The organism is Larkinella harenae (genome assembly GCF_054780515.1).
On record NZ_BAAGWE010000004.1, the window covers coordinates 169,610 to 193,010 of the forward strand.

The following is a 23,401-nucleotide window of genomic DNA, read 5'->3' on the forward strand; positions in this document are numbered from 1 at the left end:
AATTATTGTGCCGTCGCGGTAACCTTGGCGGGCTTTTGTTGTTGATTCAATTTTTCTTTTTCCTGTTTGGCGATCGTTTCCAGTTCGTTTCGGCTGTCTTCATACATCCGTTCCGCCCTTTTGAGATCCGTGCTTTTGGGGAATTTATCGACTAAAGCCAGGTAATAAGTAACAACTTCCTGATGCCGTTCTTTCAACTTATCCACAAAGCTGTTCTTCGCCAGGTTATACTGAGCGTCAACCCGGAGGTAAGCAAGTTCTGCGTTGTATTTGGAGTCGGGATATTCCCGCAGGAAATTAGTGATGGAAACGACGGATGAACGGTAGTTTGCAATATTAGCCGAGCTGGTCTTGTAATACTGCTTGCACTTATCGTATGCTTTCAGCTCCAGCTTATCCCGCAACGCGGCAATGTACCCCGTACATTCCTGACGGAAAGGGCTTTGGGGATTGGCGTTGATAAAATCCTGTAAAGCCGCCATCGCGGTTAGCGTGTTCGACTGATCGAGGTTGTAATTGGGGGAATCCTTGTATAAGGAAAGGGCGTAGAAGTACATAGCCTCATGAGCGTAATCACTCCGGGCAAATGTTTCGTAAAATTGCTTGAAGTGAAATGCCGACAACTGGTAATTCTGTTGCTGGTATTCGCAATGGGCGCGGTAAAACTGAGCCATTTCCGATTCCGTGCTTCCTTTCAGAATCGGAATCAATTCTTCAAACAACAGTCCGGCTTTGTAAAACTCACCTTTCTTGAAGTACGATACGGCTGCTTTGTACTTTTCCTCGTCAGTGCCTTTTTTCTGTAATTTTTGAAAAGGGCTGCACGACGCAAGAAACACCATCAACACGACTGCCCACGCACCGGTTTTCCAATAATGCTGCATAAGGATGCAAAATTAATAAAAATCTATGTAAGACTAACGATTACGTTGCGTAAATAGTGCGGAATGGGAGGGGGATCATTGGCAAAAAATAAGCAGTAAACAGAAAACTGTCTACTGCCTACAGGAAAGAATGGCTGATCAACGGCGGCTAACCATCAATTTCTTGGTTTTCATTTTTTTGCCATCAAGGGACAGCTGGTAAAAATACATGCCTGGGCTCATTACATTAGTAGCGATCCGAATTTTTCGTTCGTTCCGGTCCAGAATGTATTCGCCAACCTGAGCACCCATCACATTATAAAATATCAATTTGGCGTCTTTAACAGTTCCCGAAATCTGGTAATCGATCTCAGCGCTCTCATCTGCCGGATTAGGGTAGATGTTAGAAACCACGATCCGGTCATTTTCAAACAACCATCTATCATCTTTCTGGGCGTCTTCAGGCGATTGGTGAGTCTCCTGAGCCGCCGAATTTCCACTGTCTGCGTTTACTGTTCGAACCGGAGCTTTGCTGGTCGAGTTCGTGAGAAGTTGGTTGCGATAAAACTGGGTAATGGCGACGTTTTTCTGAACGGTAACTCCCCGATCCAGGCTGGATACGCTCGGGTGTTTCAGAAAGGGAAAATTTCGGGAGTGAATGATGCGGCTTGCCGGAGCGGGTTTTTGCCCCAACTCCAATCGGCTTTTGGGTTTGCTGCTATCACTCTGCGCCAGTAAGCCGTGTGATACCAGAAGTCCCAGTCCGATTAACCAGGCATATAAACGTACAGGTTGTTTCATAAATTTCCATTCAGTAACATGGGTGGATATAATAGCCCACCACAAACATATTTAAAAAAGCGAGAAAGTCAACGTTTGCTTTCTCAAAAAATTGTTATTCAGATTCTTTTTTGTCAATTAGAACCCAAAAGGCTCCCAATGGTTTAAATGGCGTAGAAAATTTTATTTAATTTCATGCCGTTTCGTTCAATTACCGGGCTTCAAAGTGGGTTTGGTCAGGGCCTCTTTCTTTTTCAGGTTATCGTTTGAGACACTATCCGGGGACACTACTCTTTTAGACGCTGATTTTTCCGGAAGTGTTGCATTCTCGGAAATTTTTTTGGTGTTCGACCGAATCATGTTCTTGATATTGGACTCTTTTGTCGGCACCGCCCGCTTAATGGTTGCCGAAGCATCGGCTGGGGTAAGGGGCGTTACAGGCTGCTCCGGCTTCTTGTCTGAGAGGACGGATTGATCACTCGGCTTTTCCGGGATTCCCGTTACCCGGGCTTTGGTGGGCCGTTCGGCAATCCGCCAGTTGAAGCCGTCTAACTTTTTCTCGCTGTCTTTGAGCTCCTTTGGAGGAACTAGTTTAGAATCGGGCTGGCCGTAAAAACTGATTTTTTTAACTTTTCGATCTACGAATCGAAGGGTCATTTTGCTGCATAGGACCCGGTTCATGCCAACCATTTTGTTATTGTCGTCAACGGCGAAATACAAACTTTCGCCGTTGCCTTCAACGATTACGCGGTCAATGTCAGAGCGATCTTTTTGCTGATCGTACGCAAAAAAGGCGGTTAAAGTACGTCCTTTTACCTGATTGAAATTCAGTAGAGTATCCTGCGAAATGACGAACGAATGGCCCCGAATCAGCATTTTGTTGATCCGGTTATTTTTCATCAATGCCGTTATCGAATCGCCTTCCATCTGATAATTGGTACTCCAGACAATCGGATCCCGGAAGAAAAAGATCGTCGAATCGGCGGTTTCGTAAACAATGGAATCGCATTTACTCTGTAAATCACTTTTAAAAACCAGTACATTCTTCTGGCCGATCAACCGACGATAGGTTGAATCGGTGTTGGTGGTTCCTTTCTTCCACTTCGGATTAGGCAGTTCAAAAGACCAGAGGGTGTCCGCGCGCATGAACAAGGTATCTGAACCCGTAATACTTTTGACAACGGCATTGCCCGTCATGCGGGCAACGCCGACCTTCCGGTTGTACCGCCCGAAATTTCCCGTCAGAATCGTTTTATCTTCTTTCGCCAGCAGGATTACGTTGCCACGAGCCGTATAAAAGTCACTGGCATTATTGCCGAGCAGGGTATCACCCGTCAGGGTGTATTTTTCCGTTTCAATCGTGGCCCGGCGCTGAAAATTCGAAAACCGGGATATGGTATTGTAATCGCCATCCTTGGCAATCAGAGTTCCTTCCTTACTCACAATTTTAGTCGGCCCCTGAAACGTGGCGATCTTGCTAAACGAGTTGTAGAGCAACGAATCCGCCGTTAGCGTATATTTTGGGTTGACCAGGCGCACATCTTCCAAAAAGGTGAACAGTTTGGTCCGGGTGTTGTAATAGCCCTCCCGACTGGTCAGAATATTTTCCCGGTCAACGATCCGGCCTTTTACCGGATAATGGGCAATCCCATTGGCCATATCGTATTCCAGCTTTCGGGTGGTGAGCGTCATTTTTCGATCTTTCAGGATTACCGTACGACCTGTTACGTTAGCCTGGCGGGTTGCTCCGTAATAAAAAACCGTATCGCCCTTTACACTTACCGTATCACCCTGAACCATGCGCACGTTGCCATACGCTTCGATGACGTTGGTGGTCAGGTTCTGAATGGCCCGGTCGCAATACATCAGCATGTTTTTGTGCTGAAGAAAGACGTTGCCGGTTAGCTTCCGAATTTCCTCGGTGCCCAATTGCAGCCCCTCCAGTTGATCGGAACGTTTCAGAATCACAATCTCATCCGAGCTTCCTGCCGCTGGATTGCCAACCTGAGCACTTGCCCGGTCCACTACCAGGAGCAGCAGGATTGCAACGAGTCCGCATAACTTACTGTACGTATGGACGCACGTTTTATTCAAAAGGTTGTGATGCATGAAAAATATTGTTGAACAGCCTGCTCAGAAAAACGTGGATGAATGAAAAACGGCTTTAGGCCGGTTCGTCTTATCATTGCTCACGGAATGCCTGATTCGATGCTTCCTGAATGCAAAATTATGGCTTTCCCTGATAGCAGACGCCTGATGGCTTGTTTTTAAGCTTTATTAACAGTAAACGGTCTGATTTAATTTGGTTGAACAGGTATAATTTTTAGGCTACGAACAAATGCAATAAACTATGGGCCTGATGGGTTGAGAAGGGGGGGGTGGGTATTTTTCACACTTGCTTTGTGGTAAAATCTACACACCTATATCTAAACTAGCTTATTATAATAAGTAGCAACGGATAGTTAATAATATAAAGTAATATAACTAATGTCATAAAGTTAATGATTAGGTTGGCCCACTGTTGTCTGTTAACCAATTATATACATTCGTTCTTCCGGGTGATAATGAGCCAATTGAGAGGAGTCTAAGGAGCTATTGACCGTAAAATCAAATTGGGATTTTTACGCTAACTATCGCAAACAATTATCGAATCGGCTAGTTCATGGCCCTCAAATTGCGAATAGTAGGGTACTTACCAGAGTACAGGTAAGACAGAGAATAGTTCTTACAGCCCGGCCTATTTTAGGTCGGGCCTGTTTGATGAGTTGCTTGTAGCCAATTCGTTGGCTTATCCGTACCACCGCCATGACTTTTACATTCACAATTCTGCACCCAGAAGGGCAGATTCAGACGTTTTCTATCTCATCAGAATCGGTGGAAGAGTGCCTTATCGAGATAACTCCCATGCTGAAATTTGGCCGTTCTCTGCTCTTTGCCAGCTTTAAAAAAAGAGATCAAAGCCTAAAAATTCTGCCCGTAAAAAGAACGGATGAGGAAGCTGTCACGGAATTTATCCGACGACTTCGGAGCGAGTGGGTGCAAATCGTAGAAGAATCTTAAGTGAAAAACGGGTAGGCAACCAAGTGGCTTTTGGACAACCTTCGCAGGAGCACCCGGCGGTTTTGGTATATTTGATAAATTTACCCCACGGCATTTGAGCGTTTCCATGCCGATCCCGCGAAATGCATACAGACGAAGATTTTGACAGCGCAGCGTTGGAGCCGCAATTTCTAAGCTTCATTCGTACTCGACACCTTTTTAGCCCGGAACAGCGTATCCTTCTGACGGTTAGTGGCGGTCTGGATTCGGTGGTAATGACTGAATTATTCCGGCGCGCAGGTTTTGTCTACGGGATTGCGCACGTCAATTTTCAACTGCGCGGTTTGGAGTCGGATCAGGATGAGGATTTTGTTCGGGCATTGGCAGCGCAGCACGGGGTGCAGTTTCATACGGTTCGTAAGCCGACGACACAGAAAGCCGACGAGTGGGGCGTATCGACGCAAATGGCCGCCCGGACACTGCGTTACGAGTGGTTCGACCAGCTTGCCGACGAGTTTGGGTATGAACGCGTTGCAACCGCTCACCACCAGGACGATGTGCTGGAAACGATACTGTTAAATCTGGTACGTGGAACGGGATTGAGCGGATTGCTCGGAATTCCGGTTCGGCAAGGGCGAATTATTCGGCCGCTTTGGTTTGCGAACCGCAGTATTCTTGAACAATACGCGCTGCATCACGCGTTGCATTGGCGCGAAGATAGCTCCAATACGTCCGATTACTACCGTCGGAACCGGCTTCGTCACCAGCTGATTCCTGTCCTGAAAGCGATAAATCCTAATTTGCTCCAGACCTTACAGACAACGATTGCGCGTTTGCAATCGGCCGACACGTTGGTGGAAAACGTTCTGAACCATTCGTGGAATGAGCTGGTGGTCCATCGTTCCGGAAAAGTTTTACTCGATATTTCGCGGCTGGTATTGCTGCCCGAATGGGAATTTCAGTTGTCTGAATGGCTGAAACCGTACGGGTTTCACTATGCCCAACTGGCGCCGATTGCAGATGCGGTGCAGCATACCAATTTTGGGCAGCGGTTTTATTCAGCTACGCACCAACTCCTGCGCGACCGTCAGTTGCTGGTAATTGAACCGAAAATACTGGCCGACGATAAACCCATTGTGCTTCCCGCATTGCCGACTGAAGCAGTGCCTGTTTTTGATCAATACCGGTTGCAATTCGAACTGATCGATAAGTCCGACGATTTTCAGATTCCCGTCAACCCACATGTTGCCTGTCTGGATGCCGACAAAATGGAGTGGCCCTTGACTATTCGCCGTTGGCAATCCGGTGACCGCTTTCGACCGTTGGGACTGCGAGGAAGCCAGACCGTAGGCGATTTTCTCACCAACCACAAAATAAGCCTGTCCGATCGATCTTCGGTTACGGTTTTAACGACGACGAGCCAGATTGCCTGGCTGATCGGCTACCGGCCAGATGATCGGTTTCGAATTACTACCCACACCCAAAAAGTACTGCTGATCGAGCAGCGTTCAATCTAGCTCTCCATCCACCCATCGGCTGAAGGCAGGAAGGATGGATTGTACTATACGATGTGCAAGCAAATTTGGCATTTCTTTTGATGTAGTTATTGGGGTAACCCTTTCAATCCACTATGAAATTTGTACGACTGTTATTCCTGAGTGCCGTTTTGTGCGCAGTAGCATTGGCAGCTCAGGCACAGAGCGCGCGTCTGAAAGCGGCTAACAAGCAGTTTGAGAATCTGGCTTATGCCCAGGCAGCGCGGGGATACGAAGAATTTTTGCGGTCGGACAAACGGAAAGATGCCGCTGAAAGCCAGGAAGCTTACACCAAATTGGCATACAGTTACCGGGCGCTGCAAGATACCAAAAATGCGGAGCGGGTTTACGCGGATTTGCTGAAAGAATTTCCGGAAACGGACTCGAAAAACTATTTATACTACGCACAGGCATTGGCGGCTAATGGTAAATATCGGGATTCGCAACGGATGTACAGCAAGTATGGCGAGAAGCAGAAAGAGGACCTTAGAGGCCAGAAATTTACGGTGTCGTACATGGACTTGAACCGGTTTTATCAGGATTCGTCCTCGTACCGGGTCGAATTTTTGCCCATCAATTCCCGACAGGCTGATTTTAGCCCGATGTATTACCGGAATGGGTTAGCGTTTGTGTCGGCGCGGGACGAAGCAGGTCCGGTAAAACGGGTTTTTGGGTGGAATCAAACCCCTTTTCTCGATCTCTACTTTTTTCCGGATACGACGGAATTACAAAAAAACGTTGCCCTGCAAGCGGCCTCGCTGGGGGGAGGAAATGCAACGTCCGAAGCGGTTGGGGTAGCCTCGATGGAACAAAAACCGCTCTCCAAAACCGAGGTGTTTAGCCGGACGCTCAATACCAAATACCACGAAGGGCCCATGACCTTTTTTAAAGACCAGAAACGGGTTGTTTTTACGCGAAACAATACCGCGAGGGGTAAAGGAGGAAAAAGCTCGGACGGAATCCGGAAACTCAAATTATACACGGCTGAAGAAAATAACGGAAGCTGGCAAAAAGTAGAAGAGCTTCCCTTTTGCAGCCATGATTACTCCGTGGGCCACCCGGCTTTGTCAGCGGATGATTCCAAACTTTATTTTGTGTCGGATATGCCCGGCGGTTTTGGTGGAACGGATATTTATGTGGTTGAATACAAGGATGGACAATGGTCGACGCCCGTAAACATGGGAAAAGAGATCAATACGGAAGGCAATGAGATGTTTCCGTTTGTGGACGAAAATAATAATCTGTATTTCTCGTCCGACGGCCACGAAGGGCTGGGAGGGCTGGACTTATTTTATGCCGAACTGCGCGAGGGAGTGGCGTACAAAGGTGTTCAGAACCTGGGCTATCCAATCAATTCCGAAAAAGACGATTTTGGTTTGATTACCGACAAAAATCGGGCGACGGGCTATTTCAGCAGTAACCGTAAAATGGGGGCCAGCGACGACAATATTTATAGTTTCCGGCGGACGTGCAAGCAGTTGAATATTTACGTGTATGATGCCAAAACCAATGAGCCTATTCCAGTGGCTGATGTTCGGGTGGTTAAAGCGGGCGTGAATCAGGACCTACGTTTTACCGACAGCGAAGGCAAAACCAGCTTCTGTGTCGACGCCAACATCGACTATGAATTCAAAGCCATAAAAGAAGGATTTGCGACAAATAGCCTCCGGTTTTCCACCATGACACAATCGGAGAAGCCAGTCATGACCTTGTCAATCTATTTGGAGAAAAGCGAAAATACGCTTGTCAAAGGAACTGTGAAGACCGAGGTTAATCAGCAACCGGCTCCGGGCGTTACAGTGACCTTGCGCAACGACAAAGACAATTCAGAACAGAAAGTGGTGACGGGAGCGGACGGAAAATATGAATTTGAGATGAAGCCGGGTGCGCCTTATACTTTGACAACCCAGAAAAATCGGTACACGGCAAACCGGGAACAAATCCCGAAAATAAAATCGGGTAAAAACCCCCGACTGATTGAAAAGCAGCAGGGAATTTACGGAGAAGGGGACGTATTTGTTCTGAAAAATATTTACTACGATTACAACAAGTTCTTTATTCGGCCAGACGCTGCCCGCGAGCTCGATCACGTTGCGGTATTGCTGAAGAAGTACCCGGAAATGAAAATCGAACTGCGGTCGCATACCGACAGCCGCGCCAGCGATGCCTATAACCTCCAATTGTCGACGTACCGGGCCCGGGCCACCGTCGATTACCTGGTCAATCGGGGTATTGAACCGGGTCGTTTAAGTGCGCAGGGATACGGCGAAAGCGAAATTCTTAACGGTTGTACTGATGAGGTGGCGTGTCCGGAAAGCAAACACCAGCAAAACCGTAGAACCGAGTTCAAGATTATGGCGGTTCAATAACAAAATCCTGAGCAGGGGTTGATTCGCTCCCGTTAATGCACGAGCATCCGGCTGGACGGGGCGAAGTCGATTAGCCCGACCGTTCAAATTTCAAACGGGTTCCTCAACACTTTTGCCTTTATTTTTCCGGATTTGCTCTTATCTTGTCGCATCATCAAAGACTGTCGTTACCTAAACGGGGTTTTTAGTACCGGTATCTCAATATACCAGAGACGAATTCATTTTCGTTTCCATAACGTACGGAAAGCCCTAACCTTACTGCAATCATGACTCATCAATCTTCGGATTTACCTTCTTTTGTCCGGTCGTGGCGTCAGCTGTACTTCATTACCATTGGGAGTTTGCTGCTTGAAATTGTCTTATTTTACGTATTCATGCAGTACTTTTCATGAGTGCGCTCGATTGGCTGATACTGGTTGGGACACTGACCGTAATTATTGTGTACGGGGTTATTCGCAGCCGGGGCAACCGCAACATGGACGATTACCTGCTGGCCGATCGGTCTTTGCCGTGGTACCACGTCTGTTTGTCGGTTATGGCGACTCAGGCCAGTGCCATTACCTTTCTATCGGCACCCGGTCAGGGCTTTACGGATGGAATGCGGTTTGTGCAATTCTACTTCGGGTTGCCGCTGGCAATGGTGGTGCTGGCCGTTACGTTTGTGCCCATTTTCCATCGACTGAAAGTTTTTACCGCGTACGAATACCTGGAATCCCGATTTGACGCCCGGGTTCGGGTCTTTACAGCCTTGTTGTTTCTGCTACAGCGAGGGCTATCGACGGGACTATCCATCTATGCACCCTCCATCATTTTGTCGACCATCCTGGGCTGGAACATTTTCTGGACGAATATCATCATGGGGGGGATTGTGCTGGTTTATACCGTTACGGGCGGAACCAAAGCCATTTCGTACACCCATTTGCAGCAGATGCTGATCGTAACTGGGGCAATGTTTATTGCTGGCTGGATGACGGTTCACTTGCTGCCGGAAGGAGTGGGCTTTGTTGATGCCCTGGAAGTGGCCGGTAAAGCCGGGCGCCTGAATACGATTGCCCTAAAATTTGATCCGAATAGCCGCTATAATTTGTGGTCGGGTCTTATCGGCGGTTTTTTCCTGCAATTGTCGTATTTCGGGACGGATCAATCGCAGGTCGGACGGTATTTAACTGGACAGTCGGTGGGGCAGAGCCGCTTGGGGCTTTTGGCAAACGGAATGCTGAAAGTGCCGATGCAGTTTTTGATTCTACTAGTGGGCGTACTGGTTTTTGTTTTTTACCAGTTCAATCCGTCGCCGGTATTTTTTAACAAAGTTGAAACAGACCAACTCCTTAACAGTCCGTACGCGGATCAATTCCGCCAGCTGGAAGCGCAGCATCAGAACATTGCGGCCCAGCGACAACAGGCCGTTTTGCGCCTGAACAAAGCCGTTTCCGACAACAACGAGGCTTTTATCGAACAAACCAAAGCGCAGATCAGTCGCACCGATGAAGAAGCCAAAGCCGTCAAAAGCCAGGTTGTGGAGTTGATCAAGAAAAACAATCCGGTGGGGGATACCAGCGATGTCAATTACGTGTTCTTACGGTTTGTGCTTGATTTTCTCCCGCACGGTTTGATCGGTTTGTTGATTGCGGTAATTTTTAGTGCGTCGATGGGGTCCATTGCGGCAGCTTACAGTTCACTGGCTTCTACAACTATCGTGGATATTTACAAACGGCTTTTTTGTAAAAATTATTCGGACGGCCATTATCTGAAAGCCTCCCAGATTGCCACCATTCTTTGGGGAATATTCTGCATCGTCGTTGCGCAATTTGCCAGTAAACTGGGGAGCATGATTGAAGCCGTCAATATCCTGGGGTCGTTATTTTACGGCGTCATTCTGGGAATCTTTCTGGTAGCCTTCTATTTCAAATCAATTGGTAGCAAAGCAACATTCTGGGCAGCCGTCCTGACCGAAGGCCTGGTGGTCTGGTGCTGGCTGGTCGAATTAACCGCTTTTCTGTGGCTGAATGTGATTGGCTGCGTGCTTCTGATCGGCATTGCCTGGTTACTGGAAAAAGTGATGCCTTCCCAAAAGTCGGCTCCGGTTCATTGAGTGCAAATAAAAACACCTCCGATGGTCGTCGGAGGTGCTACCGTAAGAATTGCTGGTTGTCTTACGCTTTCTTCTTTTTGCCTTTTTGCATTTTCAAGGGTGTTGCGGGAGTCTGTGCCTGGAAATCGGAAACTCCTTTTTGGATGCCTTCCTTGTAAAACCGGAAGATCGGATCATTGGAGGCTTCACCCAGGGCGAGAGCCTTTTGCGCCAGCGGGAGCGCCTGTGCAATTTTGCCCATTTTCGACAGAATCTGCGCTTTCGTCCAGACATTCGCGTAGGTTTCCTTGAGTCCAATCGATTTATCGACCCAGGCCAGAGCCTGATCCAGATTCCGGTTTTTGGATAAGTTCCAGTTGGCCGCAGCCTGCAACACGCCAGCGTCTTCGGGTTTGTCAGCAACGGCTTTTTCGATGTTGGCCTGTGCGTTGGCTATCACATCTACCTTCAGGTTGGCCGTTGCCTGGGTTTCGCCCCAATAAAAATTTAAATTTGCTGTGCTATCGGTCAAGTCGCTGAAGTCGATGCTGAAGCTCTGAACGGGCTGCGCTACTTTGCCCGATTTAATCTGAACCCGGAGGGCATCGTCTCCCTTTTTGTAACCATTCGGAGCACCTTCTTCGGCGGTGGCATTCAGGGATTTATTAAAGATTAACGTCCAGTCGTTCTGATTTGGAATCGAGAAAACCGAGTAGGTTCCGGCGGGCAGCTTTTGCCCCTGCACCATCACATCCGTCGTTGTCTTAAAGTTGGTAGCCGCATTGGCACCGGTCCGCCAGAGTTGACCGAGTGGGGCTAGTGGGGTCTGGGTGCCAAAAGCAGTACGGCCTTTGAGACTCGGGCGGGAGTACGTAACGGTAAAATCGGTGGTGCCAACCGTCTGCACAACCGTGGCGGCCGGACTAGGTTGGGGTAATTTAATTTGCGCGATGGAAAGTTGAGCCGCCAATACAAGGGTGGCTACAAGAGTAATTTTTTTCATAATTACAGATAATTGTACGTCGTAGTAAACTTACGACGAAATTGCTTCTTTTTCACTTGAAACCTGTTATTCATTTTTACGATGCACCGACAACCGTTGCTAAACCTGTTGAAAAATCACCAGGCTTTTGATGAGGATGAACAAAAAATGCTGGAACAAACCATTCATTTTGTGGAAGATAACAGCGACTGCTTTGAGCGGCATCTGCAAATTGGGCATGTGACCGGTTCTGCCTGGATTCTGAGCCCCGATCGGCAGCAGGTCATTTTGCTGCACCATTATAAACTGGATCGCTGGTTACAACCCGGTGGCCACGCCGATGGTGATTCAGATGTGCTGAGAGTTGCCCTGCGGGAGGCCGAAGAAGAAACCGGCTTGCAGCAGATTAGCATCGTAAGCCCGGCCATTTTTGATGTAGATGTTCACCGGATTCCCGCCAGGGGATCGGAGCCCGAACACCTGCATTACGACATCCGGTTTTTGCTGGAAGCACCAACCGATCAACCGTTCATCCAATCCCGGGAAACCAAAGACGTACGCTGGGTCCGTTGTGACGAAATTGAAAAAATAACCACCGAAAAATCCATATTAAGGATGAATTGTAAGAAAAAACGGGTTAACTAGAAGAATAGTTATCGGCTAGGCTGTTATATTGTCAGCGAAAACGAATTCATAGTTTTCACAGTGCAACAAAACCACAGGATAATTATGAAGAAGATCATGCTGACCTTCGTGGGTCTGCTGGCGATAGCCATCGCTATCCCAGTATTAGCGCAAAATAAACTAAAGAGTGATCCGACGTATTCAACGGCGAATTACAAACATCCGAATAAAGCCGCAGCGGCCCGTCAGTGGGAACCCGAATCCAAGATCGAGTTTCGTAGACGGAAACGCCAGCCGGAAAACATTGCTACGTACCGTGAACAGCAGCGCCGGGGTGGCATCGGTGATCCCGCCATTGCCGTACCCGCCAATCCATCGGTAGCCAACCGGAATTACAAGCAGCAGAATCTGATGGTTAAACCGCAGCCTGCCAGTAAGCCGGAAGTGGCAAACCGGGTCGAAGCCGACGAAAGTGTTGGCAATTAATCAGAGCCTCCTCGATCGAAGCCACCTCAGTAATGGGGTGGCTTTTTTATTTTTTCCAGATACTGAACTGGTTCGGGTGGTAGCTTACTCGGATAGTTGCTGCTGGTAGAGCCGGTAATTTTCGTTGTCGAAGCAGACGAAAAGGACTTCCTTGACGGAGGTGGCTTGTTGACTCCCGAAATGGCGTACGGTTTTAACAGCAACCGCACAGGCCTGATCTTTGGGATAACCATACACTCCCGTGCTGATATTGGGAAAGGCCACTGTTGCAAGCCCGCGTTCAGCCGCAATTTCCAAAACCCGGCGGTAACAACTTGCCAGCAGCTCCGGCTCACGGTTTTTGCCCCCGTGCCAGACGGGCCCAACGGTATGAATAACGTATTGAGCAGGCAAGCGATATCCGCGGGTGATTTTCGCATCGCCGGTCCGGCAGCCGTTCAATGTCCGGCATTCGGCCAGCAGCTCGGGACCGGCGGCCCGGTGAATAGCCCCGTCGACACCTCCTCCACCTAGTAGGCTTGAGTTGGCTGCGTTGACAATCGCATCGACGGGGAGCCTGGTAATGTCACCCTGAATAATCGTCAGTTCCATGCGTTAGTATTTCAACAGTTTGACCGTCCGGCGGGCATTTTCGCTCGAAAGAGTCAGAAAATAAAGCCCCGGTGATAAGCTCAGCGTTTGCAGGGAAAACGAAGCGGGCTGATCGGACGAATACTTTTGCCGTAAAACCACCTGTCCCGCTGAATTGGTCAACACCGCATCAACGGTTTGGGTCAACGGTATTTCGTTCCATTGAACCATCAGACGGTCGGTGCTGGTGAACGGATTGGGATAAATCAGCAGCGAATAGGAGGTGCTGGCCAATGCGGTGGCCCGCTCAAAGTTTGGAATACCGTACCCCAATTGGTTATCAGGCTGGGTAAACTGGCTCCCGGATTGACGCAGGCTTTCAATAACCTGCTGGGCAGTCAGACGCGGGTGCGCCTGCCAGAAACCTGCCGCCAGCGCAGCAACCAGGGGCGAAGAATAGGAAGTCCCGTTGCCAATGGTAATCAGCCCATTGGAATTCCCGAGCGTTGTGCCGGACCCCTGAGCCACCAAATCTGGTTTGATCCGCCCATCGGGCGTGGGGCCCACCGAGCTAAAGGGCGATCGGAGACCATTGCGATCCACAGCACCAATGGCCAAAACCGTCGCTACATCAGCGGGGGCTCCGATGTAGCGCCAGGCGTCATTACCTTCATTGCCGGCCGAAACCACCACCAGCATACCGGCCTCGGCGGCCCAGCGGGCGGCCCGGCTAATGAGTGTGGTCTGGCCATTCAGGTCGTTATAGGTGTGATCCTGCGTTGGATCATCAAAGGTGGTATAGCCCAGCGATGAATTAACCACATCGACCCCGACACTGTCGGCGTATTCAACCCCGAAAAGCCAGTTGGCTTCTTCCACCCGCGTTTCACTGAACGGATCTTCCGTCCGCAGCAGAAGGTACGATGCTTTGTAGGCCGGACCAATCAGGCTATTTTCCTGGTAGCCCGCCATGATCGACAAGACGTTCAAACCGTGTGAATCGTCCTCGTAAACACTCGTTTCCTGATCGACAAAATCATACGTTCCAATGATGCGGTTTTCCTGAAAGAGCTGACTTAGAAACGGAACCTGATTGGCGTTTCGAAAACCGGCGTCCAGAACGGCAATTTGCATTCCCTCGCCGTGAAAACCCTGCGCGTGCATTTTGTCAACCCCAATCTGAATCAGTTGTGGGCCGGAATTGCCATACTGAGCCGGATTTTCGACCTGTTCCAGTTTGCTGTTGCGCTGCCGGTTGGCCAACTGAGGAGCGCCAACCCGGGCATTTCCAATGGAACGGTTTCCTTCAATTCCTTGCACGAAAGGTAAGGCCCGAATGGCCGTCAGGTTGGCTTCAGTGGTTTCTACCAGCACGGCATTGGCCCAGCGTGAGCTGAACCAGATTTTGGCACCGGCTCGCTGCAAAGCCGAAACGTAAGCCGGATTGACCGGCAAATCCTTCTCCTGAACGGTTATTCCCTGTTTATACCGTCGCTGGATGGCGCGTTGGGATAAAAATTGCTCCGGACGACTAATCGAATAAGGGCTATTGGTTTTATCTCGCAGCAGGACCAGGTATTTGCGGGTCTGGGCCTCCACCGATAGCCCGGCCATCATCAGCAACAGCAGAAAAAGTAAGGTTTTTTTCATCGTTCCGGTTAAAAAGAGATGCGTTTCATGGGATCAGGCTCGCTTTGGATGTAGCTTGACGGCGGGTGGGAGTTACTGTATAATCAATTATCCCTTCGTATTGTTTTAGATCGGAATAAAGCTTGATGCCGAGCAAGTTCCAATGAATTAGCCCCGTTACCGTATACGTAAATTCTTCGTTCTCCGTTGCGTTAACAACAATGGAAATTGGTTCCCAGCGGTGACCGCTGACTAACCCTGATGAGGATGAAGTGGCAGACACGGCAATTGGTTGGTGTGAATGATTTTCGGTTCCATAATCAACCACTAAACCGATGTCGAAAAAGCCGTTTTCTGCAATGGTCCGATGCGCAAATTGTAAGGAACTAAAAGTGAGGCTGTCCGAAGAAGCAAAAGTCCACTGCTTTACCTGACTTCTCTTTTTTGCGGGCTTCTGATAGGTAGTTGTACCCGCGATGGAAAACAAACCAAAAACGAAAAATGCAGCGGCCCAAATCCCCTTTTTTTCGCGTAGTAATTTAGTCGCGCGGAAGCAGAGAAATAAAAAGAAAAACAAGGCAACGAGATTGAACAAAGACCAGAGTGTGTAGAGCATAGATTGTCGGTTCTAGCAGTTCATTCAATAGGCCGGGCAGCCTGAGTCCTGGTGAGTAAATGACAATACCGAAAGGTAGTAAACAATCGGTTTGTACGCTATAAAAACAAAAACCGTTCCTGATTGGAACGGTTTTGGGGAGTAGTAACATTACTTTACAAATTACCGAAAGGCGGGCATTTCGAAGCTGTTGGGAATTTGTTCGCCGTCGGATTGCCGGAAGCTTTTCATGATCCAGCCGCCACCGATGACGTCTTCACCTTCGTAAAAAACCGCAGCCTGGCCCGGTGCGATGGCCGAAACGCCCTGTTCGAACAATACCTGGATTCGATCCTCAGATTCCTGCGTGATGAGCGCGGGAGTTCCCGGATCTTTGTACCGCACTTTGGTAACGGTTTCCAGCGGTTTTTCGAGCGATGCATATTTTTGCAAATTCAAACGGCTGACAATCATACCGTCGCGGTATAAATCTTTATCAAGACCGAGCACCACTTCGTTGGTGTCTTTCCGAATGTCAGTCACAAAAATTGGATAACCGAGCGCAATGCCCAGCCCTTTGCGTTGGCCAATGGTGTAGAAAGGGTACCCTTCGTGTTTACCAACCACTTTCCGGGTACCGGTTGCCGGATCTTCCAGAATGAAGTTTCCGCCCGCAACGGTTTGCTCCAATCCCGGTACGCGCCGTTTCAAAAAGCCACGGTAGTCGTTGTCGGGCACAAAGCAGATTTCGTATGACTCGGATTTGGTTACCAATTCTGTAAAACCGCGCTCGGTAGCCATGGCGTAAATTTCCGATTTGCGCAGGTGACCCAGCGGTAATTTGGTGCGGCTCAGGCTTTCCTGCGAAACGCCCCACAACACGTACGATTGGTCCTTCAGCGTATCGACACCCTTAGAGATGACGAAGCGGTTGCTTTCTTCCCGGATATGGGCGTAGTGGCCGGTGGCAATAAATTCGCAGTCGAGCCGGTCGGCTCGGCGGAGCAGCGCATCCCATTTGATGTGGGTATTGCAGAGCACACACGGGTTAGGCGTCCGGCCTTCCAGGTACTCGCCCGTAAAATGGTCGATAACGGCATCGCCAAATTCGGAGCGAATGTCCAGAATATAATGCGGAAAACCGAGGTTGACGGCGATGTTACGGGCATCGTTGATGGAGTCGAGGCTGCAACAGCCGGTTTCTTTTTTGGTACCACCCGAAGACGCATAGTCCCAGGTTTTCATGGTCATGCCAATGACTTCGTAGCCTTCTTCATGCAGCAGTACTGCCGCCAGCGAGGAGTCAATGCCGCCACTCATGGCGACCAGAATACGTCCGTGTTTGCTCATGGTATCTGACAAGGTTCAAAGCCTTGCGATAGGGGGTGAAAGATAATGTATTGACAATTAGTTGATTGCTGCCGATTGACTGGGCAAAACCGATGCAAAGATACAGTCTAACACGAATTTCGGAAAATGGATTCCCCCGGAAAGCCGAAAAGCCAGCGTCGTGCTGGCTTTTCGGATGTATCTGAGAGAAATCAATCAACGGCCCATGACAAGGCGAGTTTGGGCCGGAGCCGTTGTGGCATCCTGCAACTGAATGTTTAGCGATCCTTCTTTTTGAACATTCCGGTCCAGAGCCAGGGTGATCGAGTGAACCCCCTGACCCAGTTCGGTGACGATACCCTGATCGGTTAATTTTACCGGTTTCTGATCGATCCAGGCCGTTACACCATTAGGGTACCCCAACGCCAGGTTCACGTTTCCTTTGCTCACGACTTCAATGTCAAACCGGACAACGCTGTAGCGTTTGCCCGCACCGGCATCTACCACCGGCAACTCATCCAGCGGTAAATCACCGGCTACTTTGCTGTAAACCGGTTGCCAGTAGACCTTGGCGTTGTCCTTGGCGAGGTATCCCAATCCATCGGTCGCCAGCTTTTTGCTCAGGTCTTTGGAAGACCCTGCGGCACTCCAGCGCCGGACAAACCGGGCCGTCGGAACGCGGAATTTGCCGGATTCACCCATTTTGGAAAGGAAACCGACGAGGTTGACAAACTCCTCCCGATCTAGGCTAGCCGTCAATCCCGGCGGCATCAGCGAGCCTGGCACTTTTTCAATCGCATTAATCTGGCTTTTCGGAACGGACACTTCCGAGCCGGTAACATCCCGGATCACGATGTCGGCGGTGCCATTACTAACAATATAGCCCATCAGCTCGCTGCCGTCTTTCTTTGCTACGCGCTGCAATTCGTATCCTTCTTTGATGGACTGATTGGGGTACAACAGCGACCGGATGATGGTTTCGACCGGCGAGCTGGTTCCCAAACTGCTCAAATCCGGACCGATGCGTCCGCCCGCCCCGCCGATAGCGTGGCAGGTCTGGCAGCTCAGGGCAGTTTTCCGGAAAACGAGTTCGCCTTTCACCGGATCGGCGCTTTCCCGAATGACTTTAGCCAGCCCGTTGATTTCAATATTGCTTAATTCCTGGGGCATTTTTTCGGCGGGTAAAACGCCACCGGAGGCTTCCAGCGCCTGGGCCAGCAGCTTAACGCCTTCGTCGTTGCGACGGTTATAAGGAACCTGGCGTTGCAGGATCTGGCGACCGGTTTTGGCCATACTGGCCGGAATTTTCCGTGCCGTTAGTTCATCGGCGAGCGCACGGGCACCCTGGCGGTTGGTCAGAAACGCGCCAAAAAACTCGGAAACATCGGTTTGGGCTGGCAACGACCGCAGCAAATCTCCCCCAAGGCGGGCGGCTTCGGCTGCATTCACCGAAACCAGTTGAGCGGCCGCGGCCAGACGCAAATCGGCGGGATTTTTTGCGCCCGTCAGGTCCTTCAATTGCTTTCGGGCATTATCGTTATTCATCGCAGCCAGTGCCCCCAGTGCGGCTTTTCGCGTTGTTTTATCACCCTTTTGAGCCAATGTCACCAGTTTGTCGGTTTGCTCATTCAGTCCCCACAGACCGATCAGACGGATGGAACTGCTGGCTATGGCATCGTCATCAATTTCGACAAACTCGGTAATTCGGTTCAGATTTTGCGTCGGTTTAACACCCCGTCGGGCCGCTTCCTCCAGCGTAGTAAGCTGGGCGGCTGCATTTTTGCCCGAATTGTTCTTACCCTGAATGGCCTGATCCAGCAAAACCGTCAGGTCCGACGGGCTGCCAAATTTGGCAATGGCTCCCAACACGTCTTTTTGGTATTCGTCCGGAATCTGGTTTTTCTGGTACAGCTGCGTCAGTTGCGAAACGGCTTCGGGCGTGCTAACCGATTTGAGAGCAAAGACGGCTTTCCGCGCGTCGCCAAAGAAGTTGGGCTCGGCTTTCAGGCGTTTGGCCCACTGCGGTTCGAGTTCGCGCACGGTTTGCCACAGGGCAAAATCAAGAAATTCATCCATTGGCTGCTCCAGAACCGACAGAGCCGTGCGGGCCGCTTCGGGCGTTTGTATCTTCCGAAGAGCGATGACGGCTTCCAGCCGCACTTGCGGATGCGGGTCAGCCACGGCTTTGGTCAGTAGTGCGGGTACGTTGGTCAGCTGGCCGTGCCAGAGTTCGAGCGCCCGCAGGGCTGCGGCCCGGGCTTTGTGACTTTTCGCACTTAACAAATTCAACAGAAGCGGTTGGTTGACTACTTCGAGGGTCTGATAGGTCCAGAGCGCTTCCAGCAGCTGGTGTTCGTAATTGGCGTCGTTTTTATCCAGATTCTGCACCCACTTCTGGAGCGCCGGAATCACTTCTTTGGCACCGCGTGCCTTCAGAACCTGCTTGGCTTGCAAACGGGTCCAGTCTTCCGGCAGTTTCAGAGCGTCCAGCAATTCGGTAACGGATGCTTTGCTCAACTGCGGTGTTTTAACCAGCGGACGGTTTTTGGCAACAATCCGCCAGATCCGACCGTGCTGCTGATCCCGGCGCGGGTCGTGAAAATCCACTTCACCGTGCTGAATGATGGGGTTGTACCAATCGGCTACGTAAATGGCTCCATCGGGGCCCACGGAAATATCGACGGGGCGAAACGCCACATGATCGGTCCATAGCAAATCTTCTACCTGCTTGGACGCGTAGCCGCTGCCTTGCTCTTCCAGTTTAAACCGGTTGATCCGGTTGGCCCGAAAATCATTGGTAATCAAGCTTCCCTGCCAGGATTCGGGTAGGTGACGACCCGAAACAATGTCCAGACCGCTGTGTTTGGGCTGGCCCGGATTCAACCCCCGGATGATTCGGGCAGCTCCCGGGGCGGTTACGAATGTTGCACCCGGAAAGGCGTAGTTAATACCTTCGCCCCCGGCACCATCGGTCAGGAACGACTGACCCCAGCGATCGAACTGGAGACCCCACGGGTTGATCAATCCCCGGGCGTAGACATCCATGTTCAGGGTATTGGGCGTCAACTGCCAGACGCCACCGCCCTCGAGCCGTTTGATGCCCTGCGGGGTTTCAACGTGGCTGTAAATGTAAATTGACTGGTTGAAGTACATTTTTCCTTCGGGTCCCCAGCGGAACGTATGAATCAGGTGGTGGGTGTCACCAGTTCCGAAACCGTTCAGAATCCGGCGCCGTTGGTCGGCTTTGCCGTCGCCATCGGTATCCTTGAAGTGCAGAATTTCGGTGGAGTTGGCCACGTAAACCCCGCCATCGCCGGGCAGGATTCCCGTCGGCGTGATGAGTCCTTCGGCAAAAACCGTTGATTTGTCGGCCTTACCGTCGCCGTCCGTATCTTCCAGGACAAACACTTTGTCGTTGGCTTCTTCGCCGGTTTTCAAGTGCGGATAGGCCGTGCTGCTGACCACCCACAACCGTCCGTCGGCATCCCAGTTCATCTGGATGGGTTTGGCTACCAGCGGTTCGGCGGCAAACAGCGTGACTTCAAAACCATCGGCAATTTTGAAGGATTCCAGTTCGTGCTTGATATCCGGATTCGGGATGTCTTTTCGGTCGTCCTCGTTGACGGAGGCCGTCAGCAGCAGCAATACCGGCAGACTGATGGCGCGTATAAATTTGAAAGACCGTATTGTTTTTAAAGCGTTCATGCTACTTCAGCAGGGTTAGGGTGTAAACTCTTGACTTGGGGGCGCGGGTGAGGGCTATCTGACTTTCCAGCCATTTGATGAGGATATTTTGTTCCTCCAGCCCTTTGACGTGCCGCCCCTGTTCGTAGGAGCGGAAGCCAAGAATATAAGTTTGATTCAGCGGACGGTATTGAAAGTAAAACAATTCGTTCTTTTTCAGAATCATCTGACGCAGCTCGCGCGCTTGTTCAAACGACTGACCCTGCCGGATGGGAACGCCTTCTGCCCATTCTTTCGCCGAAGCCGTGACGATTTCTCCGTCTTCGCTTGCCAGGGTATAATATCCCTTTTTCAGACCCTCAATTTTCAGAAACCGTCCATCGGGGGCCGGCTGAGGAAGCGATCTGGGTAATGGAAGTGGCAGGAATCGCTCATCCATCGTAAACTTCAGGCTGCTGTTGTCTTTGGTTGTGGCCAGCATTTTGGCCGGAGCATTGGCCACCGGGCCACTTTTCGCAGCCTGGATGGTAATGATTTCGTTCTGGGGCGTTACACCCAGTCCTTTTTCCAGGATGTTGGCCAGATAATAATAGCCTGTTTCGTTGAGGTGAACACCGTTGTCGATGATCGGAACTTTCCGGCTAATTTCCTGAATGGGTTTGTAGAGGTCGATAAACCGTTTGCCCCGTTCGGCTGCTGTTTTGGCCAGCTCCGCCGAATACCGTTCCAGTTGCGCATTCCGCTGAGAAACGTTTTGTGTTGAATCGAACGCAACGACCGGAATGGGCGACAGGATAACGGTGCGGGCACCCAACTGGTCAATTTTGTCGAGCAATTTGGCTAAACCGTCCTTGAACCGCGTCAGCCCGGCTTCACCTTCCTGCGCTTCCACACCGCCATAGCCCAGAAAAACCACCGTGGGCTGGGCTTTGGTAAGCTGGTCCATCAGGTGCTGGTAGGCCGTTGGAGGATTGGTGAATGTGCTGCGAGCATCCCCAAAAACATTGTCGCCCGTCCAGCCCAGGTTCCGAAAGGTGACATTGCGATTAGGCCAGCGGGTGGTCAGGGCTAGTTCGAGGTAACCATACTGAAAATCATTCTCAAACAGGGAGCTCCCCAGAAAAACCACGCGATCGTCGTCCTTCAGTTCGAAGGCAGACGCAAGGTTGTCGGTATTGCTTTGGGGCTTATTCTGAGCAACGGCCAATCCGTCGGGGTAGGAGATCAGGAATAGGAATAGATAACCAAGTGTGGCCGCTACCTTCATCTTTCTCATGAATATGGGGGTTAAGTGAATATGGGTTCAGGTGGTCAAAGGTAGCAACAAATGGTTTATTGAACACTTCCATGTCTCAAGTAGTTACGGTCTTTGTCTTTCCATCCGGGCCACAGCAACGTTAATCCGATGGTACTGATTAGCCAAAACCAATTCTATGCAGTCGGCCCGCCCATTCGTTCAATACCCGTTGATTCTGGAGGAAAATCGTACGCTGCGATACGGCGTTTTCTTCTACCTGTATGTGATGCAGGGAATTCCGGCCGGTTTTTCACTGACAGCCTTGGCAAATTACCTCACCGCTGAGGGCGTCAACCCGGCCATTATTGGTTCTTTTGCTGCGCTGGTTGGCCTTCCTTGGGCGTTTCAGTTTGTGTGGGGAGCCGTCATCGACCGGTTTCAGGGGTCGTCGATGGGGCGCCGAAAACCGTGGGTACTGGGTGCGCAGGCCCTAGCGTTTACGGCTTCCCTGGGTTTGCTGGTGGTGCAGAATCCGGTTGCGCAGGTACAAACGCTGGGGTGGTTGTTTTTCGGACACAGTATTTTTGCGTCCATTCAGGATGCCAGTGTCGATGCGATGGCCATTTCGATCATCAAGGAGGACGAGCGGGCGCGCATTAATGCGTTTATGCGGGCGGGATTCCTGGTCGGTACCGGACTGGGAGCGGCTGTCTTTTCGCAGCTACTCCGGCAGTACGGTTTTTTTTGTGCCGCCCTGACCCAGTCAATCAGCTTGCTGGTGTTTATGTTGCTGACGGTTTTCGTCCGGGAGCGACCGGAGGATAGCCTATGGCCTGCCTGGGGGCGCACGAGCAATCGCCTGGACGGATACCGCCAGGTGCGTACCAGCCCTGATTTTCGGTGGCTGTTTACCGAATTATTGAAAGGCCTGATAGCCCCCAGGAGCTTGCTGTTGTTTGGGGCTTCCGTGATGGCGTATGTCAGTGTGAGCTTGTTCATTCGGGCTTATAACTACCATCTGATTCAAAAACTAGGCTGGGCGGACACGTCCGTTTCCTGGTTAACGGGCACCTACGGTATGTTGGTTGCCACGATGGCTTCCCTGCTGGGCGGTTACCTGGCCGACTGGTTTGGAACCCGTCGCTTTTTACTAATTGTTCTGACGCTGATTGCGGGATACCTGATGGGTTTTAGTCTTATAAATGGCTTTTGGCAGCGCCCGCAGATTGCCCAAACGGGTTTGATTAGCTTTTACCTGATGGATCCCTTTCTCAGCGCGGCCGCCATTCCGTTGCTGATGGCGGTTTGTCGGCCCGGCGTGGAGGGGTCGCAGTTTACAACGTACATGGCACTGATTAACTTGTCCGATATCGCCGGGTCGTACGCAGCGGGACAGGTTGTGGCTTCCGTTGATGCGCCTGTTGTCGGTTTGGTGGCGGGAGGATTGGTTTGCCTTGCTTTTCTGATCCTTGCTCTGATGCCTCATTTCGTTCCGAAGTTTTAAGAACGTCATGAACCCTGTAGCGGTAAAGGTGGAGCAGTGATTGGCTTTCAGGGGGAGAAGTGTACGGAAATGAATGTATATTTGATATCGAAAAAATAAAACAA

At 50.5% G+C, this 23,401-nt stretch carries 18 protein-coding genes; 8 read left to right on the forward strand and 10 right to left on the reverse strand.

What is annotated here, in order from left to right:
• Positions 1-2 precede the first annotated feature (2 nt).
• The 3 genes from ACYVH9_RS20760 to ACYVH9_RS20770 form a co-directional block, all read right to left on the reverse strand.
• A complete protein-coding gene (locus ACYVH9_RS20760) occupies positions 3-884 on the reverse strand; it encodes an outer membrane protein assembly factor BamD (protein WP_460638312.1) in 882 nt (293 codons plus the stop codon).
• A 138-nt stretch (positions 885-1,022) separates the two neighbouring features.
• The gene (locus tag ACYVH9_RS20765) at positions 1,023-1,664 is read right to left on the reverse strand and encodes a T9SS type A sorting domain-containing protein (RefSeq protein ID WP_460638313.1); all 642 of its coding nucleotides are present in this window, start codon (positions 1,662-1,664) and stop codon (positions 1,023-1,025) included.
• Between the two features lie 186 nt (positions 1,665-1,850).
• Positions 1,851-3,752, reverse strand: a complete 1,902-nt coding sequence (locus tag ACYVH9_RS20770) for an OstA-like protein (protein WP_460638314.1) — start codon at positions 3,750-3,752, stop codon at positions 1,851-1,853.
• Positions 3,753-4,448: 696 nt separating this feature from the next.
• On the opposite strand from ACYVH9_RS20770, the gene ACYVH9_RS20775 reads away from it, so the two are divergent.
• The 5 genes from ACYVH9_RS20775 to ACYVH9_RS20795 all read left to right on the forward strand — a co-directional run bounded on the left by ACYVH9_RS20775 (position 4,449) and on the right by ACYVH9_RS20795 (position 10,678).
• Entirely contained in the window at positions 4,449-4,703 is a 255-nt protein-coding gene (locus ACYVH9_RS20775; RefSeq protein WP_460638315.1) for a hypothetical protein, read from the forward strand.
• 122 nt (positions 4,704-4,825) lie between these two features.
• Positions 4,826-6,199 (forward strand): tRNA lysidine(34) synthetase TilS, encoded by a 1,374-nt coding sequence (gene tilS, locus ACYVH9_RS20780; RefSeq protein ID WP_460638316.1) that lies wholly within the window; start codon positions 4,826-4,828, stop codon positions 6,197-6,199.
• A 113-nt stretch (positions 6,200-6,312) separates the two neighbouring features.
• Positions 6,313-8,586, forward strand: a complete 2,274-nt coding sequence (locus ACYVH9_RS20785) for a carboxypeptidase regulatory-like domain-containing protein (RefSeq protein WP_460638317.1) — start codon at positions 6,313-6,315, stop codon at positions 8,584-8,586.
• 266 nt (positions 8,587-8,852) lie between these two features.
• Positions 8,853-8,978 carry a hypothetical protein gene (locus ACYVH9_RS20790; RefSeq protein ID WP_460638318.1) on the forward strand — a complete coding sequence of 42 codons (126 nt, stop codon included), beginning with the start codon at positions 8,853-8,855 and terminating at the stop codon, positions 8,976-8,978.
• Entirely contained in the window at positions 8,975-10,678 is a 1,704-nt protein-coding gene (locus ACYVH9_RS20795) for a sodium:solute symporter family protein (RefSeq protein ID WP_460638319.1), read from the forward strand. The genes ACYVH9_RS20790 and ACYVH9_RS20795 overlap by 4 nt, the downstream gene beginning before the upstream one ends.
• A 61-nt stretch (positions 10,679-10,739) precedes the next feature.
• Here the strand turns inward: ACYVH9_RS20795 and ACYVH9_RS20800 are convergent, their stop codons facing one another.
• Positions 10,740-11,660, reverse strand: coding sequence for a DUF2911 domain-containing protein (locus tag ACYVH9_RS20800; RefSeq protein WP_460638320.1), 921 nt, complete (start codon positions 11,658-11,660; stop codon positions 10,740-10,742).
• A gap of 81 nt (positions 11,661-11,741) precedes the next feature.
• On the opposite strand from ACYVH9_RS20800, the gene ACYVH9_RS20805 reads away from it, so the two are divergent.
• A complete protein-coding gene (locus tag ACYVH9_RS20805) occupies positions 11,742-12,284 on the forward strand; it encodes an NUDIX hydrolase (protein ID WP_460638321.1) in 543 nt (180 codons plus the stop codon).
• 84 nt (positions 12,285-12,368) lie between these two features.
• Entirely contained in the window at positions 12,369-12,749 is a 381-nt protein-coding gene (locus tag ACYVH9_RS20810; RefSeq protein WP_460638322.1) for a hypothetical protein, read from the forward strand.
• An 84-nt stretch (positions 12,750-12,833) separates the two neighbouring features.
• On the opposite strand, the gene ACYVH9_RS20815 is transcribed toward ACYVH9_RS20810, so the two are convergent.
• The 6 genes from ACYVH9_RS20815 to ACYVH9_RS20840 form a co-directional block, all read right to left on the reverse strand.
• Positions 12,834-13,340, reverse strand: a complete 507-nt coding sequence (locus ACYVH9_RS20815; protein ID WP_460638323.1) for an O-acetyl-ADP-ribose deacetylase — start codon at positions 13,338-13,340, stop codon at positions 12,834-12,836.
• Between the two features lie 3 nt (positions 13,341-13,343).
• Entirely contained in the window at positions 13,344-14,969 is a 1,626-nt protein-coding gene (locus ACYVH9_RS20820; protein ID WP_460638324.1) for a S8 family serine peptidase, read from the reverse strand.
• 25 nt (positions 14,970-14,994) lie between these two features.
• Positions 14,995-15,564, reverse strand: a complete 570-nt coding sequence (locus tag ACYVH9_RS20825; protein ID WP_460638325.1) for a hypothetical protein — start codon at positions 15,562-15,564, stop codon at positions 14,995-14,997.
• Between the two features lie 162 nt (positions 15,565-15,726).
• Positions 15,727-16,893 carry a tRNA 2-thiouridine(34) synthase MnmA gene (gene mnmA, locus ACYVH9_RS20830; protein WP_460638326.1) on the reverse strand — a complete coding sequence of 389 codons (1,167 nt, stop codon included), beginning with the start codon at positions 16,891-16,893 and terminating at the stop codon, positions 15,727-15,729.
• Positions 16,894-17,088: 195 nt separating this feature from the next.
• Positions 17,089-20,577 (reverse strand): PVC-type heme-binding CxxCH protein, encoded by a 3,489-nt coding sequence (locus tag ACYVH9_RS20835; RefSeq protein WP_460638327.1) that lies wholly within the window; start codon positions 20,575-20,577, stop codon positions 17,089-17,091.
• 1 nt (position 20,578) lies between these two features.
• Entirely contained in the window at positions 20,579-21,832 is a 1,254-nt protein-coding gene (locus tag ACYVH9_RS20840) for a GDSL-type esterase/lipase family protein (protein ID WP_460638328.1), read from the reverse strand.
• A gap of 157 nt (positions 21,833-21,989) precedes the next feature.
• Here ACYVH9_RS20840 and ACYVH9_RS20845 point away from each other — a divergent pair, with 157 nt between their 5' ends.
• Entirely contained in the window at positions 21,990-23,297 is a 1,308-nt protein-coding gene (locus ACYVH9_RS20845) for an MFS transporter (protein ID WP_460638329.1), read from the forward strand.
• The last annotated feature ends 104 nt before the right edge of the window (positions 23,298-23,401 follow it).

Excerpts from the sequence above, each read along its gene's own strand:
- ACYVH9_RS20845 (WP_460638329.1), top strand. The coding sequence starts at position 21,990 with ATGCAGTCGGCCCGCCCATTCGTTCAATACCCGTTGATTCTGGAGGAA.
- ACYVH9_RS20790 (WP_460638318.1), top strand. The coding sequence starts at position 8,853 with ATGACTCATCAATCTTCGGATTTACCTTCTTTTGTCCGGTCGTGGCGT.
- ACYVH9_RS20765 (WP_460638313.1), bottom strand. The coding sequence starts at position 1,664 with ATGAAACAACCTGTACGTTTATATGCCTGGTTAATCGGACTGGGACTT.
- ACYVH9_RS20775 (WP_460638315.1), top strand. The coding sequence starts at position 4,449 with ATGACTTTTACATTCACAATTCTGCACCCAGAAGGGCAGATTCAGACG.
- ACYVH9_RS20785 (WP_460638317.1), top strand. The coding sequence starts at position 6,313 with ATGAAATTTGTACGACTGTTATTCCTGAGTGCCGTTTTGTGCGCAGTA.
- ACYVH9_RS20815 (WP_460638323.1), bottom strand. The coding sequence starts at position 13,340 with ATGGAACTGACGATTATTCAGGGTGACATTACCAGGCTCCCCGTCGAT.
- ACYVH9_RS20820 (WP_460638324.1), bottom strand. The coding sequence starts at position 14,969 with ATGAAAAAAACCTTACTTTTTCTGCTGTTGCTGATGATGGCCGGGCTA.
- tilS (WP_460638316.1), top strand. The coding sequence starts at position 4,826 with ATGCATACAGACGAAGATTTTGACAGCGCAGCGTTGGAGCCGCAATTT.
- ACYVH9_RS20835 (WP_460638327.1), bottom strand. The coding sequence starts at position 20,577 with ATGAACGCTTTAAAAACAATACGGTCTTTCAAATTTATACGCGCCATC.
- ACYVH9_RS20795 (WP_460638319.1), top strand. The coding sequence starts at position 8,975 with ATGAGTGCGCTCGATTGGCTGATACTGGTTGGGACACTGACCGTAATT.
- ACYVH9_RS20805 (WP_460638321.1), top strand. The coding sequence starts at position 11,742 with ATGCACCGACAACCGTTGCTAAACCTGTTGAAAAATCACCAGGCTTTT.
- mnmA (WP_460638326.1), bottom strand. The coding sequence starts at position 16,893 with ATGAGCAAACACGGACGTATTCTGGTCGCCATGAGTGGCGGCATTGAC.
- ACYVH9_RS20810 (WP_460638322.1), top strand. The coding sequence starts at position 12,369 with ATGAAGAAGATCATGCTGACCTTCGTGGGTCTGCTGGCGATAGCCATC.
- ACYVH9_RS20770 (WP_460638314.1), bottom strand. The coding sequence starts at position 3,752 with ATGCATCACAACCTTTTGAATAAAACGTGCGTCCATACGTACAGTAAG.
- ACYVH9_RS20840 (WP_460638328.1), bottom strand. The coding sequence starts at position 21,832 with ATGAGAAAGATGAAGGTAGCGGCCACACTTGGTTATCTATTCCTATTC.
- ACYVH9_RS20825 (WP_460638325.1), bottom strand. The coding sequence starts at position 15,564 with ATGCTCTACACACTCTGGTCTTTGTTCAATCTCGTTGCCTTGTTTTTC.
- ACYVH9_RS20800 (WP_460638320.1), bottom strand. The coding sequence starts at position 11,660 with ATGAAAAAAATTACTCTTGTAGCCACCCTTGTATTGGCGGCTCAACTT.
- ACYVH9_RS20760 (WP_460638312.1), bottom strand. The coding sequence starts at position 884 with ATGCAGCATTATTGGAAAACCGGTGCGTGGGCAGTCGTGTTGATGGTG.